The sequence below is a fragment of the Roseateles sp. AC306 genome (assembly GCF_979253795.1).
The window spans coordinates 422,284-439,895 of the sequence record NZ_CEEDEB010000003.1 but is presented as its reverse complement, the minus strand read 5'-3'; the positions used below and the strand labels follow the sequence as shown (position 1 = coordinate 439,895).

Here is a 17,612-nt window from a genome sequence, read left to right as displayed (position 1 = left end):
ATCACCTTCCGAAGTACCAGCGGGCGGAGTGAAAGAACACCGGCGCGGCAAAACACAGCACCGCAATGCGGTCCAGCAACCCGACGGCCCCGGTGATGGAGCTGCGGTTGCCCCAGTAGCGCACGCCAGCGTCCTTCTTCAGCGCCTTCATGACGAGGCCGCCAAAGCCCGCCGCAGCCGCCGTCAGGAAAGCCATGGCCAGCGCCTGGCCGATCTTGAAGGGCGTGATCCAGAACAGCAGGCCGCCGGCGACCGAGCCAGTCAGCGTGCCTATCCACCAGGCGCGCATCGAGAAGCTGCGGCTGATGTGCCGCGCCACCGGCCGGCGGCGCAGCGTGCGGGTGGCGATCTCCTGCGCGATCTGCGAGGACGCCACCACCATGACCAGGAAGAACAGCAGGAAGGCGCCACGGCCGGTGAAGCCGGGGAAGTCCAGCAGCAGCAGCGCCGGCGCGTGCGACAGGCCGTAGACGCAGACCATGACGCCCCACTGGATCTTGGCGTTGCGCTCAAGGAATCGGTTGGGGTCGTCGGCCAGCGCGCTGACGATGGGCAGCACCAGGAAACCGTAGACCGGCAGGAAGACCGTGAACAGGTCGAAGAAGCGCGTGCCGCAAACCATGTACTGCACGGGCAGCAGCACGAAGAAGGCAACGATGAGGGGGCGGTGGTCGCTACGCCGCGTGTGCACCAGGGTGATGAACTCGCGCAGCGCCAGGAAGGAGAACAGCGCGAACAGCAGCGTCGCGCCCAGCGGCCCCGAGATCCAGGCCACCCAGAAGATGCAGCCACCTATCCAGGCCGCGCGCAGGTCGCGGCGCACGCGCTCCCAGGTCAGCTCGGACGCGCGGCGGGCCTCCTCGTCCTCGCGCTCGCGCAGCGAGTTCAGGAACAGGCCGATGGTCAGCAGCATCAGGAAGCCGAACAGCACGACGAAGAGCAGGGCCACCTGCTCGCTGGCGGTCAAGGCCTTAAGCCACTTCATCGCTCGCCTCTGCGCCTACCAAGCTCAGGTCGGGGCGCTGCTCCATGACGGCCTCTCGGGCGCGGCAGAGGAAGTCGGCCTTGCTCTCGCCGTCCTGCAACTGGATGGGCTCGCCGAAGGTGACGGTGCACAGGATGGGCACCGGCACGACCTCGCCCTTGGGCATGACGCGCTGCACGTTGTCTATCCAGGTCGGGATCAGCGGCACATGCGGGAACTGCTGGGCGAGATGGAAGATGCCGCTCTTGAACGGCATGGGGTTGCCCTTGCTGGAGCGCGTGCCTTCCGGAAAGATGACCAGCGAGTCACCGTTGGCGAGCGCGTCGACGAGGGGCTCCAGCGGGTCTTCGTCGGGCGTGGCGCGCGAGCGGCTGACGTAGATGGCGTTGAAGACCTCGGTCGTCAGCCAGCGCCTGAAGGCGCTCTTGGTCCAGTAGTCGCGCGCGGCGATGGCGCGGGTCTGGGCCCGCAGCTCATGCGGGAAGGCGGCCCAGATCAGAACGAGATCGAAGTGACTCTGGTGGTTGGCGATGTAAATGCGCTGCTCGGCTTTTGGCGGGCAGCCCTTCCAGTGGCCTTGCGCGCCCGTGATGACGCGGGCGATGAAGGCAAGCAACTGGCCGGTAAAGGCGGCTGGCGTCATCCTTGATCCGGCAGTTGAGCGCGGCCGAGGGCATGGCGAGGCGGGCTGCTGGCAAGGCGCGACGACGCCGTGGGCGCCTGCCCACAAGGAGAAGCAACGCGGCCAGCGGCCCGAAGCGCCAGGCCAGCGGGCGTGCACCGCTGCTCAACGAAGTGGGAAACCCGGCAAGGCCGCGAAGGCGTTGAGCGAACGAAGCCTTCGATGCGTAGATAGCGGCCGACTGCCGGGTCAAGGATCATTTGGAGATTATCGGGGTCGCCCCCGCCCGCTGAGCTCGCGCCGGCCCGGGGTTTACCAGTCGTCGCCGCCACCACCCATGTCGCTGCCGCTGGCATCGCCACCGCCCCAGCCGTCGCCGCTGCCGAAGTCGATGTCGCGGCGGGTCAGCTCATCTGCGGCGCCAGCGTCACCGCCGCCAAAGCTGCCGGGCAGGAAGCCACCCGCGTGATTGCCGGCGTCTGCATTGCCTTGCAGGTTGCCGTTGTCATGGCCGCCGTGAAGCATGCGCTCGGCCAGCATGCCGGCCGCCACGCCGCCCGCCACACCCAGCCCCACGCCGAGCATGCCCGGGCCGCCGGACCCTGGCTGCTGCGGCATGCCGTAGCCGCCCTGGCCATAGCCTGCAGCCGGGCCGCCGCCATAGCCACCACCCGCAAACGCCGGCTGGCCTTGCGCCGCGGCGCGACGGCGCATCCAGCGTGCGGCAATGGCGATGAAGGCAATGGCGCCAACCACCAGCAGCCAGACGGGCACGCCGCCGCCGCTCGCCTCGGCCGGCTCATACCGCTGCAACGGTGCGGCCCTCGGCGCGGGTGTTGGGTCCAGCGCGGTCGGCGCCGCGGGCTTGGCGGCGGCGGCCTGCACGCGTTGCAGCGTCTGCTCGAAGGCATCGAACTTGGCTGCGTCGGTGAACTTGATGGCCGGGTCCAACGCGCGGGCGCGGCGGGTGTGTTCAGCGGCTTCGTTGAACTGGCGCTGGTGGGCCAGCAACTCGGCCAGCACGTAGTGCGCGCGAGCGCTGTCGGGCTTGGCCGCGACGACCTCGCGCATCATCTTCTCGGCACCGGCGTAGTCGCCATTCCTGGCTGCGGCCTGTACCTGGTCCACGGTCGGCAAAGCGTGGGCAGCGCCCATCCACAGCGTGGACAGCAGGGCCAGGCAGACCAGCAGCATGCGGGGGAAGGTCAGAGGGAACTTCATGGCAACTCTCCTCAAGCCGTCGCCCGGCCGCAGCGCGATCAGGCAAATGCCAGTTTGCGCCCCGGATCTGACGCCACCTTGTCTGCTTTCAAGACCTTACGCGTAGGACTAGAACCAATAGTCCGAAACACAGCGACCGTCACGCGGCAGGTCGTCGAAGCTGTCCAGGCCGTCGAAGTGGTCGATGGGAATGGCGGCCACGGCATCGGGTTCGGCCAGACGCAGGTTGACGGCGATGCGTCGGCGGCCCTGCTCGTCGAGCCGCAGGCCGCGCCAGTGCGTCACGCAGCCGCAGGTCGGGCAGAAGTGGAACTCCAGCGCGGTGCCGCGCACATAGGCCTGGGTCGCGCCGGACACACGGATGCCTTCGTCCACATAGTCGTAGGCCCACAGCGTGCCGTAGCGGCGGCAGGCGGTGCAGTTGCAGGCGGTGGCGCCATCTGGCAGGCCGTCAAAGCGCCAGCGAACGCTGCCGCAAAGGCAGGAACCTTCGATCATGAGAACTCCTTGAAAGTCACGGCATAGATCGGGTCGATGTAGAGCCGGCCGCCGAACAGGAACTCCTTGCCGCCGACCTGGGCGAAGCCGAAGCGCTGGTAGAACTCGACGGCGCGCACGTTGCGGTCATAGACGCCCAGCCACAGCGTACGCGCGCCACGCCGGCGTGCCTCGGCATTCACCTCGGCCATCAACCGCGCGCCCAGGCCGTGGCCGATGAAACCCTGGCCGAGGTAGATGCGCCAGAGCTCCAGCGGTTCACGCCCGGTCACGCAGCCCGGTGCCGGCGCATCACGCAGGATGGCATAACCAGCCAACTGCTCACCCACCCACGCCAGCAGCGTCGTGCAGGCGGGGTCCTGGATGACGTGGGCGACGACCTCGGGCTGGAAGTGCTCGGCAACGTAGTCGGCAATCTCCTGGGGGTCGTCGAGGTCGCGGTAGGTGTCGGTGAAGGCGTTAGCCGCAAAGGCCGCGAGCGCTGCGGCGTCTTCAGGCTGCGCGTGGCGAATCAGGGGCGTGGTCGGCATGCGGGCATGTTCGCACTGCTCATCAGCCTCCGGCGACACGCTCGTAGTGCAGCACCGTCGGGAAAGGGTCGTAGAAGTGATGCAGCAGCTGGCGCCACTGCTGGTACTCGGCGGAGTTGCGGAAGCCGATCTCGTGGTCTTCGATCGTCCGCCAGCGCACCAGCAGCATGTAGTGCCCGGGCCGCTCCAGGCTGCGCTGCAGCTCGTGGCCGAGGTAGCCGTGCATGGACGAGATGATGCGCTGCGCCCGGGCGAACGCGGTCTCGAAGTCGCCTCCCTGGCCGGCGCGGACCTGAAGTTGCGCGATCTCCAGGATCATGCTCAGGCCAATGCCGTGGGCTTGCCACCCAACCGCTGAATCAAACCACTGGTCAGCCGCGCGGCCAGGCCGTAGACGGTGAGCTGCGGGTTGGCGCCCAGGCTGGTGGGGAAGAGCGAACCGTCATGCACAGACAGGTTGGCGAGCTGCCAATGCTGGCCGTCGGGCCGCACGACACCCCGGCCCGCTTCGGCGGCCATCGTGCAGCCGCCCATCACGTGGGCGCTGCCGATGGTGGCGAGAAAAGCCTTCATCGCCAGGCCGGCGATGCCGGCCTTCGCCTCGGCGAGGTTGGCGTAGTTGCCGGCCTGCTCATGCACCGGACGCACGGCCTTGGCGCCGGCGGCGAACTGGATCTCGGCCATCGTCAGGTAGGCACGCCGCGCGCCGTCGAGCAGGTAGTCGGTCAGCGCGTAGTCAAGCTGCGCAGAGCCATCGCTCCGCAGCTTGACGGCGCCACCGGCCGCGTCGGCATGGAAGCCGTCGCGCAGCAGGGCGATCATCAGCTGGGTGCGCGGCATGTCGCGGGCGCGTTGGGCCAGCTCGGCGCCAATGCCACCGCCGTTGGTCAATGCGAAGGCCGGGTGCACCGGCGCGACCTCAAGCTTGTAGCCCACCGGGCCATCGACCGGGCCCTGGTGCAGGAAGTGGTCGCAAAACACCGACAGCGGCGCGCCCGCCCAGCCGGCCACGTCGTGATTGAACAGCGCCACGCCGCCCGCCGTCGGGTGCAGGAAGGTGCGCTTGCCGAGCAGGCCGTGCGGGTCGGGTACGTTGGAGCGCAGCAGCAGCGCGGGCGAGTTGATGGCGCCGCCGGCGACGACGTAATGCTTGGCCGTGATGCGCAGCGGTGCGCCCGTGACGGCGCCGTCCAGCGCCACCGGTTCGGCGATGAGCGCGGCCACGCGCTCACCCTGCAGCTCGAAGCGCGTCGCGCGTGTCTGCACCAGCATCGTGGCGCCCAGGTCCAGCGCGGCGGGCAGCGTGCTGACGAGCATGCTCTGCTTGGCATTCGTCGGGCAACCCATGCCGCAGGAGCCGAGGTTCCAGCAGCCCTTGACGTTGCGCCGCACGACCTTGGTGGGAATGCCCAGCTTCTCGGCGCCGCGCTTGAGCACGCCGTTGTTCTCGTTCGGCTCGGCCTCCCAGTCGCCGATGTTGAGGCGCTTCTCGACCTGCTCGAACCAGGGCGCCATCGCGGCCTCGTTGAAGTCGGTCAGGCCGAACTTGTCGGCCCAGTACGACAGCGCATCGGGCGGCGTGCGGAAGGAGCCGGTCCAGTTGACCGTCGTCGAGCCGCCGACGCAGCGGCCTTGCAGGATGTTCATCGCCTGGTCGACCGTCTTGCGGCCGGCGGACTCCTGGTAGAGCTCGCGGTAGGCGTCGAGCTCGCGCTGCTTGAACTGGCTGCTGGAGCGCAGCGGGCCTTCTTCAACGATGACGATCTTCAGCCCGGCGCGGGCGAGCATTTCGGCCGTGATGCCGGCGCCGGCGCCGCTGCCGATGATGGCGACGTCGCAGTCCAGCGTGGAAGGCAGCGCCGCATGCGGGCCGCCGTGCACCTTCCAGCCACGCTGCAGGCCGTCGAGGATGGGATCAGGTATCGAACTCATGCGATCTCGATGGGGCCAGGGTAGCCGGCGGTCTGCCAGTTGGCGGGCGCCGTGAAGAAGGTGATCACGTTCAAGTCGCGCAGCGCGTGATAGACCTGCTGCTTGGTGTTGGACGAGGACTTGCTCATCGCGTCCAGCGCCTGCTGCACGTCCTGCGCGCCGGCCTCGGCCCAGGGCTTGGACAGGCCCACGAGGGCGAAGCGGCCTGCGGCGGTGGACAGCAGGCCCAGCGCGTCGGACAGTTCCTTGCGCGTGGCCACGGGCATGCCGGCGATGAAGGCGTCGAGGCGGGCCAACTGGGCGTCCAGCGCCGCGTCGCGCGTGGCGCCGGGTGGCGGCAACAGGTCGGACAGCACGGCCTGCGCGGCGGCGCGCATCACGTCGCGCGCGCCGGGGCCGAGCTTGCCGTCGACCAGGCCCGGCTTGATCAGCGCAATGCCGGCGCCGGCCACGCCGAGCACGACGGCGGCGCCTAGGCCTAACTTCAGAAGTCGACGGCGTTGCATCAGATGATTTTCTTCAGGACAGACAGCAGGCGCTCGAACGTCTTGCCATAGGGCGGCTGGAACAGCTGGGTGCCGGCAAAGCGCGACTGGATGAACAGCGGCTTCTCCTTGCTGAAGGTGCGAAAGCCCCATTCGCCGTGGTACGAGCCCATGCCGCTGGCGCCAACGCCGCCGAAGGGCTGGTCCTCCTGGCCGAGGTGCCAAAGGCAGTCGTTGATCGTCACGCCGCCGGCATGGGTCTGGGCCATCACATGGTCGCGCGCCGCACCGTCCTGGCCGAACCAGTAGAGCGCCAGCGGGCGCTCGCCACGGTTGATGTGGGCCAGCGCCTCGTCGACCTGGTCGTAGCCGACGATGGGCAGCAAGGGGCCGAAGATTTCTTCCTGCATGACGGTTGCTTCGGCCGGCACGTTCAGCAGCAGGGCGGGCACGAGGCGGCGGTCGTCGGGCTGCTCGTCATGGCTGCGCAGCACGCGCGCGCCGCGTTCGGCCGCGTCGGCAATCAGGCCTTGCAGCCGAGCATGGTGGCGCGACGTGGCGATGCTGGTGTAGTCGGCATTGCCCGTGATGCGCGGGTACATGCGGCGCATCTCGGCCAGGATCTGCTGGCTCAGCGGCTCGACCATCTCGCGGGGCACGAGCAGGTAGTCGGGCGCCACGCAGGTCTGGCCGGCGTTGAACAGCTTGCCGAAGGCCAGGCGCGAGGCGGTCAGTTCGAGATCGCAACTGCGGTCGACGATGGCCGGCGACTTGCCGCCCAGCTCCAGCGTCACCGGCGTCAAATTCCTGGCTGCGGCCTGCGCCACATGGCGGCCCACGGCGGTGGAGCCGGTGAAGAAAAGATGGTCGAAGGGCAACCCCGTGAAGGCCTTGCCGACCTCGGCGTCGCCGGTGATGACCTGCATCTCCTCGGGCTTGAAGTGCTCCGACACGATGCGCGCCATCAACTCGGAGGTGGCCGGTGTCAGCTCCGACGGCTTGATCAGCACGCGGTTGCCGGCGGCCAGCGCAGCGATGGCCGGCTCCATCGCCAGGTAGTAGGGGTAGTTCCAGGGCGACACGATGCCGACGACGCCGAGCGGCTGGCGCATCAGCACATTGCGGCCGGGCATGAAGTGCAGCGGGGTGGCGACGCGCCGGGCTTTCATCCAGCCGCGCAGATGCTTGAGCGCATGGCGGGCACCGGACTCGACGGTGAAGATGTCGGCCAGCAGCGACTCCTGCCGCGCGCGGTGGCCGAAGTCCTGCGCCATCGCGGCGGCCAGCGCCTCGCCGTGCTGGCGCGTCATGCTGAGCACGCGCTCAAGGCGGTTGCGGCGCACGTCGTGGCTGGGCATGCGCTCGGCCTCGAAGGCGCGGCGCTGGCTCAGCAAGGCCAGATGCAGACGCTCTTGCAGCGCGGTGTCCATCGGCTTGTCTCCGGTTCTGGATCGAATCCAGGGAGGCTAACCGCAAGAGGGGGCGCCGGCATGGGGGCCGGCCCTGGACTAGAGGCTCACGTCTAGTCCCGCACGTGACACCGGATCAGTGCCGGAAGTGACGCACGCCGGTGAGCACCATCGCAATGCCGCGTTCGTTCGCCGCCGCGATGACCTCGTCGTCGCGCATCGAGCCGCCCGGCTGGATGACGCAGGTCGCGCCGGCATCCGCCAGCACGTCCAGCCCGTCACGGAACGGGAAGAAGGCGTCGCTGGCGACCGCAGAACCCGCCAGCGAAAGGCCGGCGTGCTGCGCCTTGATGGAGGCGATGCGGGCCGAGTCCAGGCGGCTCATCTGGCCGGCGCCGACACCCAGCGTCATGCCGCCGCCGCAGAAGACGATCGCGTTGCTCTTCACGTACTGGGCCACGGTCCACGCGAACATCAGGTCGTCGAGCTGCTGGGCCGTGGGCTGCAGCGTCGTGACGATCTTGAGGTCTTCGCGCTTCAGGAAATGGTTGTCCGAGGTCTGCAGCAGCAGGCCGGAACCGACGCGCTTGCTGTCGCCGGCATTGCGGCCTTGCAGCCACGGTGTGTCGCCACCGGCCGGCAGCGCGATCTGCAGCAGGCGCACATTGACCTTGCCCTTGAAGGCTTCCAGCGCCTCGGCGCTGAAGCTGGGCGCCATCAGCACTTCGACGAACTGCTTGGCGACGAGCTGAGCCGCTGCGCCGTCCACCTCGCGGTTGAAGGCGATGATGCCGCCGAAGGCGCTGGTGGGGTCGGTCTTGAAGGCCTTGCTGTAGGCCTCGGCCGGCGTCGCCGCCACGGCCACGCCGCAGGGGTTGGCGTGCTTGACGATGACGCAGGCGGGCACGTCGAAGCTCTTCACGCATTCCCAGGCCGCGTCGGCGTCGGCGATGTTGTTGTAGCTCAGCTCCTTGCCTTGCAACTGCTTGCCGGTGACCAGCGAGCCGGGCGCGGGGAACAGGTCGCGGTAGAGCGCCGCGCTCTGGTGCGAGTTCTCGCCGTAGCGCAGGTCCTGTACCTTGACGAACGTCGAGTTCATCTGCGCCGGGTACTCGGCCTTGCTGCCGTCTTCCTGCAACGCGGACAGGTAATTGCTGATGGCGGCGTCGTACTGGGCGATGCGGTTGAAGGCGGCGACCGAGGCGGCGAAGCGCGTCTTGTCGCTGGTCTTGCCATCGGCCTTCAGTTCGGCGAGCACGGCGGCGTACTGGGCCGCGTCGGTCAGCACCGTCACGTCCTTCCAGTTCTTGGCCGCGCTGCGCACCATGGCCGGGCCGCCGATGTCGATGTTCTCGATGGCGTCTTCCAGCGTGCAACCGGGCTTGGCGACCGTCGCTTCAAACGGGTAGAGATTGACGGCCAGGATGTCGATGCGCGTGATGCCGTGCTCGGCCATCGCGGCGACGTGCTCGGGCGTGTCGCTGCGCGCCAGCAGGCCGCCGTGGATCTTGGGGTGCAGCGTCTTCACGCGGCCGTCCATCATTTCCGGGAAGCCGGTGTGCTCTGCCACTTCGGTGACGGGCAGGCCGGCCTCGGCCAGCAGCTTGGCGGTGCCGCCGGTGGACAGCAGCTTCGCGCCGAGGGCGTGCAGTTCCCTGGCGAATTCGAGGATGCCGGTCTTGTCGGAGACCGAAAGAAGTGCGGTGAGAGCCATGGTGGAGTCAGCCAATGTTGTGATCAGTCAGTTTGCGGCGCAGCGTGTTGCGGTTGATGCCCAGCCATTGCGCGGCCTTGCTCTGGTTGCCGCCGGCTTCGCGCATGACGATCTCGATCAGCGGTTTTTCAACGAGCCTGACCAGCATCTCATGCATCGAATGCGGTTCCTGGCCGTCGAGGTCACGGAAGAAGGCTTCGAGGTTGTCGCGCACGCAGGCGTCGATGGGGTTGGGCGGTGTGTTCTTCTGGGCGCTCATGTTCAAGCAGCACAGGCTTCGTCGGCCTGTACCTCTTCGTCAATGGCCGCCTCGGTAGGAGGCAGCCGTTCGTGGGTCTGGCCGAGGTCGTCGAACCAGTCGCGGAGCGCCTGCACCTGCTCTTCGCAGCGCTCCAGGGTGTTCATGTGTTGGCGGAAATCTTCTCCGCCCGGCAGGCCGCGCACGGCCCAGCCGATGTGCTTGCGCGCGCTGCGCACACCGCTGAGTTCGCCGTACAGGCCGTAGTGGTCGTGCAGGTGTTCGGTGAGCACGTCGCGCGCCTCGGTGACGGTGGGAGCGGCTAGGTGTTCACCTGTCGCAAGAAAATGCGTCACCTCGCGGAAGATCCACGGCCGGCCCTGCGCGGCGCGGCCGATCATCAGCGCGTCGGCGCCGGTGTAGGCCAGCACGTCGCGTGCCTTTTCGGGCGTGGTGATGTCGCCGTTGGCGACGACCGGAATTGTCAGCGCTGTCTTCACGGCAGCCACCGTGTCGTATTCGGCCAGGCCCTTGTAGCCCTGCTCGCGTGTGCGGCCGTGGATGGTCAGCATGGCGATGCCGGCGGCCTCGAAGATGCGGGCCAGGCGCAGCGCATTGCGCTCGTCGGCACTCCAGCCAGTGCGCATCTTCAGCGTGACCGGCACGCCACGCAGCACACACACGGCCACGACCGCCTCGACGATCTCCAGCGCCAGTGCCTCGTTCCTCATCAGCGCCGAGCCCGCCCATTTGTTGCAGACCTTCTTGGCCGGGCAGCCCATGTTGATGTCGATGATCTGCGCGCCACGGTCGATGTTGTAGGCCGCAGCCTCGGCCATCATGGCGGCGTCGGTGCCGGCGATCTGCACGGCGATCGGGCCGGGTTCGCCGGCATGGTCGGCACGGCGCGAGGTCTTGAGGCTGCCCCACAGCTCCTTGCGCGACGTGACCATTTCGCTGACCGCATAGCCCGCCCCCAGGCGGCGACATAACTGGCGGAACGGTCGGTCCGTCACCCCTGCCATCGGCGCGACGAAGAGCGCGTTGGGGAGGAGGTGGGGGCCGATGTGCACGAGGGGTCTGCTTAAAAATGAGGCGCGATTGTAACGACCCGCCGAACCCGACAATGCCGGCATGGAAGTCTGGCTGTCCGAACACATCACGCAACTGCTCGCCGCTCTCGCTCTGCCCCAAGTGGGCCTGGTCGCCGTCTTCGTCATCGCCTTCATCTCCGCCACGTTGCTGCCGCTCGGTTCGGAGCCGGCCGTCTTCCTGGTCGTCAAGGCCGATCCCGCCATGTTCTGGCCCGTCATCCTCGTCGCCACCATTGGCAACACGCTGGGCGGCGTGGTCTCGTGGTGGATGGGCTATGGCGTGGAGAAGGCTGTCGAGGCCGTCCAGCACCACGAGCCCTCGCACTCGCGCGCCGCGCGATGGTTGCAACACTTCGGCCCCAAGGCCTGCCTGCTGAGCTGGCTGCCCATCGTCGGCGACCCGCTGTGCGCCGTCGCCGGCTGGCTCAAGATGCCGTTCTGGCCCTGCGTGGGCTACATGGCTGTCGGCAAGTTCCTGCGCTTCCTCTTCTACACCGCCGCTTTGTTGTGGCTCGTTCCGGAAAGTTGGCTCTCATGACCTCCGCCTACCAAGACCTCGCCGCGCGCCAGCAGCGCCTGTACCGCCTCGCCCATCTGCAATCCATCGCGCAGTGGGACCAGGCCGCCAACATGCCCGCCAAGGGCAACGAGGCGCGCAGCCTGGCCCTGGCCGAGATGGATGGGCTGCTGCACCAGCTCGCCACCGACCCCGCGTTGGCCGGCCTGCTGGACACCGCCGCTGCCGAGCCGCTGGACGAGACGCAGCGCGCCAACCTGCGCGAGATCCGCCGCGCCTGGCGTGCCGCCAACGCGCTGCCGCAGGCGCTGGTGGAGGCCAAGAGCCTGGCCAACAACCGCTGCGAGCACGCCTGGCGCAGCCAACGGCCGGCCAACGACTGGGCTGGATTTGCGCCCAATCTGCGCGAGGTGCTTGCCATTGCTCGCCAGGAGGCCGAGCTCCTGTCGCAAAGCGCCGGGCTGAGCAAGTACGACGCGCTGCTGGACCAGTACGAGCCGGGCATGCGCTCGGCCGACATCGAACGCGCCTTCGCGCCGCTGCGGCAGTGGCTGCCGGGGCTGATCCGCGACGTCACGGCCAAGCAGTCGAGCGAGACCGTCATCGAGCCCGTCGGCCCCTTCCCCACCGATGCGCAGAAGGCGCTCGGCCTGGACGCGATGAAGCTGATGGGCTTCGACTTCGCCGCCGGCCGGCTGGACGAGAGCACCCACCCCTTCTGCGGCGGCGTGCCCGAGGACGTGCGCATGACGACGCGCTACCGCGAGGACAATTTTTTGCCCAGCCTGATGGGCACCATCCACGAGACCGGCCACGGCCGCTACGAGCAGGGCCTGCCGCGCGAACTGCTCGGCCAGCCCATCGCCCGCGCCCGCTCCATGGGCATCCATGAAAGCCAGAGTCTGAGCTTCGAGATGCAGCTGGGCAGCCACCCGGCCTTTGCCGGCCTGCTGGCGCCGCTGCTGGTGAAGCACTTCGGCGCCCAACCCGCCTTCGCGCCCGACAACCTGCACAAGCTGCTCACGCGCGTGCAACCTGGCTACATCCGCGTCGATGCCGACGAAGTCACCTACCCCGCCCACATCCTGCTGCGCTTCGACATCGAGCGCGCGCTGATCGAAGGCCAGGCCGAGGTGGACGACATCCCGGCGCTGTGGGACGCGAAGATGGCCGAACTGCTCGGCCTGGACACGCGCGGCAACTTCAAGGACGGCCCCATGCAGGACGTGCACTGGCCGGCCGGCCTGTTCGGCTACTTCCCCTGCTACACACTGGGTGCGATGTACGCCGCGCAATGGTTCGCCACGATGCGGCGCCAGCAGCCGCAACTGGATGCGCAGATTGCGCAGGGCGAGTTGGGCGACGTGTTCGACTGGCTCGCCACCCACGTCTGGCAGGAAGCAAGCCGCTGGGAGACGCCGGAGCTGGTGCAGCGTGCCAGCGGCGAGGCGCTGAATCCGGCGCACTTCGAGGCCCACCTGCGCGGGCGCTATCTGGGCTGAACAAGACAGCTCGCCGACAGCTTGCCTGTGGCGCGAAGGTCAAAAAAATAGGGCCGCTCCAGCGGGGAGCGGCCCAAGTTCAGTCGAACGATCTCTCTTCCAAGTCCACAGCGCTTCCCCGGCCCCCCGGCCTTCTCCGCGTGTGGCGCCCGGTGTCTTCTGCTCTGCCGGGCTCGGCCGCCGCAACTCGTTCAGCGACCGTGAATGCATTCTGAGCAAGTCACGCCGTGCTGGCATCCCCGCAAGCCCAGGGGTGAGCGCGCCGCCTCGTGAACGGCGTCACAGCATCAGCGCCAAACGTTCCAGGATCAGCACGGCGAAGAACACCAGGCCGGCCACCACCGTCCATTTCAGGATGACCAGGCCCAGGCGCCGCCAGCGCGGCTGGCCGGTGGCGATGGAAAAGGCGAAGCAGAGGACGGCCGAGAACAGCAGCAGGCCAATGAGGAGGCGGGCGATGACCATCAGCGACCGCTCACCACGCCGGCGCCAGTTCGGCAAACCCCTTGGGCGCCTCCTGCACGTCGTTGAAGTAGACGATCTCGTAGGCGTCTTCGTCTGCCAGCAGCGCGCGCAGCAGCTTGTTGTTCAGCGCGTGGCCGCCCTTGAAGGACGTGTAGGCGGCCAGCAGCGGCATGCCGGCAACCTGCATGTCGCCGATGGCGTCGAGGATCTTGTGCTTCACGAATTCGTCGTCGTAGCGCAGGCCGTCGGCGTTCAGCACCTTGTAGTCGTCCACGACGATGGCGTTGTCCATGGAACCGCCCAGCGTCAGGCCGCGGGAGCGCATCAGGTCGATGTCAGCCGTCATGCCGAAGGTGCGGGCGCGGGCGATCTCCTTCTTGTAGGTGCCTGAACCCATGTCGAAGATGAACTGGCTGCCGGTCGCGGCCACGGCCGGGTTGTCGAACTCGATCTCGAAGCTCAGCGTGTAGCCGTGGTGCGGCTCCAGCCTGGCCCACATCAGCTTCTTGCCCTCGCCCTGGCGCACCTCGACGGGCTTCTTGACCTTCAGGAAGCGTTTGGGTGCGTCCTGCATGGCGATGCCGGCGGACTGCAGCAGGAAGACGAAGCTGGCGGCCGAGCCGTCCAGCACGGGCACTTCGTCGGCGTTGATGTCGACGTAGAGGTTGTCCAGGCCCAGCCCGGCGCAGGCGGACAGCAGGTGTTCGATGGTCTGCACCTTGGGCGCGCCGGGGTCGCCGCCGGGGCTGATGGTGGTGGCCATGCGCGTGTCGCTGACCGACGTGACGCTGACGGGGATGTCGACCGGCGGGCAGAGGTCGACCCGGCGGAAGACGATGCCGGTGTCGGCGGGCGCTGGGCGCAGCGTCAGTTCGACCTTCTGGCCGCTGTGGATGCCCACGCCGACGGCGCGGGTGATCGACTTCAGGGTGCGTTGCTTGACCATGCCCCGGATTGTCCCGGATCAGGCGCCGTTCTTGCGCTCCACGGGCAATCTGAGAGACAGGCGGGTGCCACCGCCCAGCGAGGAGTCGACGCGCAGCTTGCCGCCCAGGCGCTGAGCGCGCTTGATCTGGCTCTTCAGGCCGCGGCCGTGCTGGATGTTCTGGAGGTCGAAGCCGGCGCCGTCATCCTCCACGCGAATCTCGACATAGCTGCCGTGGTGGCGCGTGACCATGCGCACGCGGCTGGCGCCGGCATGCTTGAGCACGTTGTTGAGCGCCTCCTGCATCAGGCGCAGCACATGCAGCGCGTCGGGCGGCTCCAGCCAGGCCAGCGGCGGCAGGTCCTGCACATCCCATTCGAGCTTGAGGCCGCCGATCTGCAGGCGCTTGCCGAGGCGATAGCGCATCGTGGCCAGTAATGAAACGAGGTCGTGGCCGATGGGCTCCAGCGAGTCGATGACGAGGCGCAGGTCGTCCACGCATTCACGCAGCACCTCCACGCACTGCTCGTGCGACATGCTGCCCTGCTCCATCGCCACCAGCGCCGACAGCAGCGAGGAGCCGAGGCCGTCATGCATGTCGGCCATGATGCGCTGGCGCTCCAGCAGCAGCGCCTGCTGACGCTCCACTTCGCGCAGCTGGGCGTTCTGGGCCTGCAGCACGGAGACCTGCTCGTCCAGGTCTTCCTGCAGCTGGCTGTTCTCGGCCTGCACCTGCTCGACGGTGCCGACGTAGCGGCGCTGCACGGCATGCAGGAAGCTGAGCATGACCGCCAGCGTCGCAAACGGCATCCAGAAGAAGTGTTCGCACCAGGCCCAGCCGGCCAGCACGGCGAGGTCGTGGCCGCCGATGAGCACGCCGATGACCAGGGCCAGCGCCATCAGGCGCAGCTCGGAATGGCGTTCGCGCCAGGCCAGCCAGCACAGCCAGCCCGTACCGACAGCGGCAACGCCGGCTGTCACCGCGTACTGCAGCACGACCATGTCGAGCTGGCGCAGCCACAGCGGCATGGTGACGACGCTGACAACGACGACGGCCGCCACCAACGCCCGCTCCAGCCGCAGCGCACGCCGGGTCGCAAAGCGCAGCGCAAACAGCAGCGCCGTCACCATGACCCAGCCCATGGACGCATGGGTGGCCCACCAGAACCAGTCCTGACCCACCGGTGAAGCCGGCAGGCTGACGTAGTAATGCAGGTTGCGCACCATCCAGGCGGCGGACGAGAGTGCAAAGAGGCCGTAGATCGCCTCGTCGGGCCGGCGCAACCACAGCGTCAGCGCGAACAGGCCGAGCACGACCAGCGTCAGGCTGACGGCCTGGGGCAGGCCGTTCTGCATGCGCACCCGCCACTGCCAGCGTTTTTCCAGCACGTCACGCGGGCCGACAAAGATGCGCGAGACCGCGTGATAGCTGCCAGCCGGCACGGGCAATGCAACGATGAGCTCGAGTTCGCGGGCGCCGGTGCCCGGCAGGGGCAGCCAGATCGGCTGCACCCATTGCTCGCGCTCGGCATGCTGGTTGTCCAGCAGCAGCCGCCAGCCGCCCTCGGTGCGCGCCAGCACGGCGGCGGACAGCGTCACCAGGCGGGGCAGGTAAAGCGCCTGTGCCTCGTCGACGCCGGCCGGCACATGCACGCGATACCAGCGCATCTCATAGCCGCGCGAGTCGCTGACCACAGCGGCCCCGGGGCGGGCGCGCACATCAGGCATGACGATGGGCTGATAAGCCGCAGGCGCGTCGGGCGGCAGCAGTTCGGGCGGCAGGTCGAGGCGGTCTTCGGCCGACACGGCCTGGCGGCGCAGCGCGGCCCACCAGGCCTCGAGCTGGTCGCGGCTCCATGCGGTGGTGGCAATCTCGGTAGGCGCGGCCACGTCGGCGGCATGGCGCGGGCTGGGCTGAGGCAGGCGCTGGGCCAGGGCGGGCAGGCACAAGCCCAAGCCCAGCCACAACAGCCAACCCTGCAGCAAGCCCCGCAGACCACGCAGCTCAGGCATTCCCTTGATTTCTAGGCATTGACATGGGCCGCGAGCATACGGCCTGGGGGCGCGCCTCAGGCGCCGTTGGTCCCCTCAGCCGCCACCGGCTGGCAGGCTCTTGCGCGCGGCCTCGCGCAGCTCGCGCGACAAGCCCTTGTCGCCCACCGCCCGCGACAGCAGCAAGGAGCCGACCAGCGTGGACAGCATGGCCAAGGCCTGTTCGCGCTTTTCGCCCTCGTCGGCTGCGGGCATCTGCGCCTGCAGCGTTGCGACCAGGCTTTCGACGCCTTCGGCAAAGGCGCCCTTCACCGCCGGCCCGCCGCGCGCCGCATCGCCGGCCAGCGCCACCAGGGCACAGCCGGCACCCGGCAGGTCGCGGTGGGCGTCGGACAGATAGGTCTTGACCCAGGCTTTCAGGCTGCGGTCGGCCTGCGCCTTCCACTGCTCGCGGTTGACCTGCAGCGCCCGCTGCGTGGCCTGGGCGGCGAGGTCGTCCTTGGACTCGAAGTGGCCGTAGAAGCCGCCACGCGTCAGGCCGGCCGCCTGCATCAGGTCGTTCAGGCCGATGCCGTCGAAGCCCCGCTCGCGAAAGAGCTGGGCAGCGTTGTCGAGGATGCGTTCACGGTTCTCTTCGGCTTGGGCGCGGGTGACCTTCATCGCGAACTCCTGGGGTCTTTCGAAAGACGGGCTTGACGCATTTTATATGTTGACCGACATTTATATCAATCATGTCAATCGACATGAATAAACGGATGCAGAAGGAATCGCCATGAAGCTCAGGAACGCCGTCGTCTTCATCACCGGCGCCAACCGCGGCCTGGGCCGCGCGTTTGCGCAAGCTGCGCTGGCCGCCGGCGCCGCCAAGGTCTACGCCGCCGCGCGAGACCCGGCCAGCATCGACCTGCCTGGCGTGGTGCCCGTCAAGCTGGACGTGACCGACCCCATCCAGGTGGCGGCCGCAGCCGAGCAGTTCACCGACGTGACGCTGCTCATCAACAACGCCGGCGTCTCGCAGGGCGCGGGCGTGCTGGCCGCCGATGCCATCGCCGTGGCCCGCCAGCATTTCGACACCAACTTTTTCGGCGTCTGGGCGCTCACCCAGGCCTTCGCCCCGGCGCTGCAGGCCAACGGCGGCGGCGCCGTGCTGAACGTGCTGTCGGTGCTGAGCTGGGTGACGCTGCCCGGCCTCACGCCCTACAGCGCCAGCAAGGCCGCCGCCTGGGCGCTGAGCAACGGCCTGCGCGGTGAGCTCAAAGGCCAGGGCACGCAGATCACCAGCCTGCACGTCGGCTACATGGACACCGACATGACACGCGGCCTGGATGCGCCCAAGTCCGCGCCTGCCGACATCGCCCGGCTCGCGCTCGAAGGCGTCGAGGCCGGCGCCTTCGAGGTGCTGGCCGACGACATCAGCCGCCACGTCAAGCAGAGCCTGTCGACGCCCACCCCCGCCTACGCCGGCTGAACCTTGTGGAGATCG

19 protein-coding genes are annotated in these 17,612 nt (G+C 68.3%); 3 read left to right on the top strand and 16 right to left on the bottom strand.

Annotated features, from left to right (window positions below):
* Position 1: 1 nt before the first annotated feature.
* The 12 genes from AC0IZJ_RS10070 to dusB form a co-directional block, all read right to left on the bottom strand.
* On the bottom strand, positions 2-985 hold the full coding sequence (locus tag AC0IZJ_RS10070; protein WP_471849161.1) for a phosphatidate cytidylyltransferase: 984 nt from the start codon (positions 983-985) through the stop codon (positions 2-4).
* Complete coding sequence (locus AC0IZJ_RS10065) at positions 972-1,628, bottom strand: lysophospholipid acyltransferase family protein (protein WP_471849159.1); 657 nt, start codon at positions 1,626-1,628, stop codon at positions 972-974. The genes AC0IZJ_RS10070 and AC0IZJ_RS10065 overlap by 14 nt, the downstream gene beginning before the upstream one ends.
* A gap of 291 nt (positions 1,629-1,919) precedes the next feature.
* A complete protein-coding gene (locus AC0IZJ_RS10060) occupies positions 1,920-2,828 on the bottom strand; it encodes a tetratricopeptide repeat protein (protein WP_471849157.1) in 909 nt (302 codons plus the stop codon).
* A gap of 108 nt (positions 2,829-2,936) precedes the next feature.
* Positions 2,937-3,326, bottom strand: coding sequence for a GFA family protein (locus tag AC0IZJ_RS10055; protein ID WP_471849155.1), 390 nt, complete (start codon positions 3,324-3,326; stop codon positions 2,937-2,939).
* Positions 3,323-3,856 (bottom strand): GNAT family N-acetyltransferase, encoded by a 534-nt coding sequence (locus AC0IZJ_RS10050; protein ID WP_471849153.1) that lies wholly within the window; start codon positions 3,854-3,856, stop codon positions 3,323-3,325. Before AC0IZJ_RS10050 ends, AC0IZJ_RS10055 begins: the two co-directional genes overlap by 4 nt.
* 22 nt (positions 3,857-3,878) lie before the next feature.
* A complete protein-coding gene (locus AC0IZJ_RS10045) occupies positions 3,879-4,175 on the bottom strand; it encodes an antibiotic biosynthesis monooxygenase family protein (protein ID WP_471849151.1) in 297 nt (98 codons plus the stop codon).
* A 2-nt stretch (positions 4,176-4,177) separates the two neighbouring features.
* Positions 4,178-5,788 carry a GMC family oxidoreductase N-terminal domain-containing protein gene (locus AC0IZJ_RS10040; protein WP_471849149.1) on the bottom strand — a complete coding sequence of 537 codons (1,611 nt, stop codon included), beginning with the start codon at positions 5,786-5,788 and terminating at the stop codon, positions 4,178-4,180.
* Positions 5,785-6,294 (bottom strand): hypothetical protein, encoded by a 510-nt coding sequence (locus AC0IZJ_RS10035; RefSeq protein WP_471849147.1) that lies wholly within the window; start codon positions 6,292-6,294, stop codon positions 5,785-5,787. Before AC0IZJ_RS10035 ends, AC0IZJ_RS10040 begins: the two co-directional genes overlap by 4 nt.
* Positions 6,294-7,703, bottom strand: coding sequence for a coniferyl aldehyde dehydrogenase (locus AC0IZJ_RS10030; protein WP_471849145.1), 1,410 nt, complete (start codon positions 7,701-7,703; stop codon positions 6,294-6,296). Before AC0IZJ_RS10030 ends, AC0IZJ_RS10035 begins: the two co-directional genes overlap by 1 nt.
* 115 nt (positions 7,704-7,818) lie before the next feature.
* On the bottom strand, positions 7,819-9,396 hold the full coding sequence (gene purH / locus AC0IZJ_RS10025) for a bifunctional phosphoribosylaminoimidazolecarboxamide formyltransferase/IMP cyclohydrolase (RefSeq protein WP_471849143.1): 1,578 nt from the start codon (positions 9,394-9,396) through the stop codon (positions 7,819-7,821).
* Between the two features lie 7 nt (positions 9,397-9,403).
* Entirely contained in the window at positions 9,404-9,655 is a 252-nt protein-coding gene (locus AC0IZJ_RS10020) for a helix-turn-helix domain-containing protein (RefSeq protein WP_471849141.1), read from the bottom strand.
* Between the two features lie 2 nt (positions 9,656-9,657).
* Positions 9,658-10,707 (bottom strand): tRNA dihydrouridine synthase DusB, encoded by a 1,050-nt coding sequence (gene dusB, locus AC0IZJ_RS10015; RefSeq protein ID WP_471849139.1) that lies wholly within the window; start codon positions 10,705-10,707, stop codon positions 9,658-9,660.
* Positions 10,708-10,768: 61 nt separating this feature from the next.
* Here dusB and AC0IZJ_RS10010 point away from each other — a divergent pair, with 61 nt between their 5' ends.
* Positions 10,769-11,266, top strand: coding sequence for a YqaA family protein (locus AC0IZJ_RS10010; RefSeq protein WP_471849137.1), 498 nt, complete (start codon positions 10,769-10,771; stop codon positions 11,264-11,266).
* On the top strand, positions 11,263-12,747 hold the full coding sequence (locus tag AC0IZJ_RS10005; protein WP_471849135.1) for a carboxypeptidase M32: 1,485 nt from the start codon (positions 11,263-11,265) through the stop codon (positions 12,745-12,747). Before AC0IZJ_RS10010 ends, AC0IZJ_RS10005 begins: the two co-directional genes overlap by 4 nt.
* A gap of 279 nt (positions 12,748-13,026) precedes the next feature.
* Here the strand turns inward: AC0IZJ_RS10005 and AC0IZJ_RS10000 are convergent, their stop codons facing one another.
* The 4 genes from AC0IZJ_RS10000 to AC0IZJ_RS09985 all read right to left on the bottom strand — a co-directional run bounded on the left by AC0IZJ_RS10000 (position 13,027) and on the right by AC0IZJ_RS09985 (position 16,789).
* Entirely contained in the window at positions 13,027-13,212 is a 186-nt protein-coding gene (locus tag AC0IZJ_RS10000) for a hypothetical protein (RefSeq protein WP_471849133.1), read from the bottom strand.
* 10 nt (positions 13,213-13,222) lie between these two features.
* Positions 13,223-14,158: a UDP-3-O-acyl-N-acetylglucosamine deacetylase gene (lpxC, locus tag AC0IZJ_RS09995; protein WP_471849131.1), complete on the bottom strand. Its 936-nt coding sequence runs from the start codon at positions 14,156-14,158 to the stop codon at positions 13,223-13,225.
* An 18-nt stretch (positions 14,159-14,176) separates the two neighbouring features.
* Entirely contained in the window at positions 14,177-16,150 is a 1,974-nt protein-coding gene (locus AC0IZJ_RS09990) for a sensor histidine kinase (protein ID WP_471849129.1), read from the bottom strand.
* A 75-nt stretch (positions 16,151-16,225) separates the two neighbouring features.
* Complete coding sequence (locus tag AC0IZJ_RS09985; RefSeq protein ID WP_471849127.1) at positions 16,226-16,789, bottom strand: TetR/AcrR family transcriptional regulator; 564 nt, start codon at positions 16,787-16,789, stop codon at positions 16,226-16,228.
* A 112-nt stretch (positions 16,790-16,901) separates the two neighbouring features.
* Between AC0IZJ_RS09985 and AC0IZJ_RS09980 the strand changes: the two genes are divergently transcribed.
* Positions 16,902-17,597, top strand: a complete 696-nt coding sequence (locus tag AC0IZJ_RS09980) for an SDR family oxidoreductase (RefSeq protein WP_471849125.1) — start codon at positions 16,902-16,904, stop codon at positions 17,595-17,597.
* Positions 17,598-17,612: the final 15 nt, after the last annotated feature.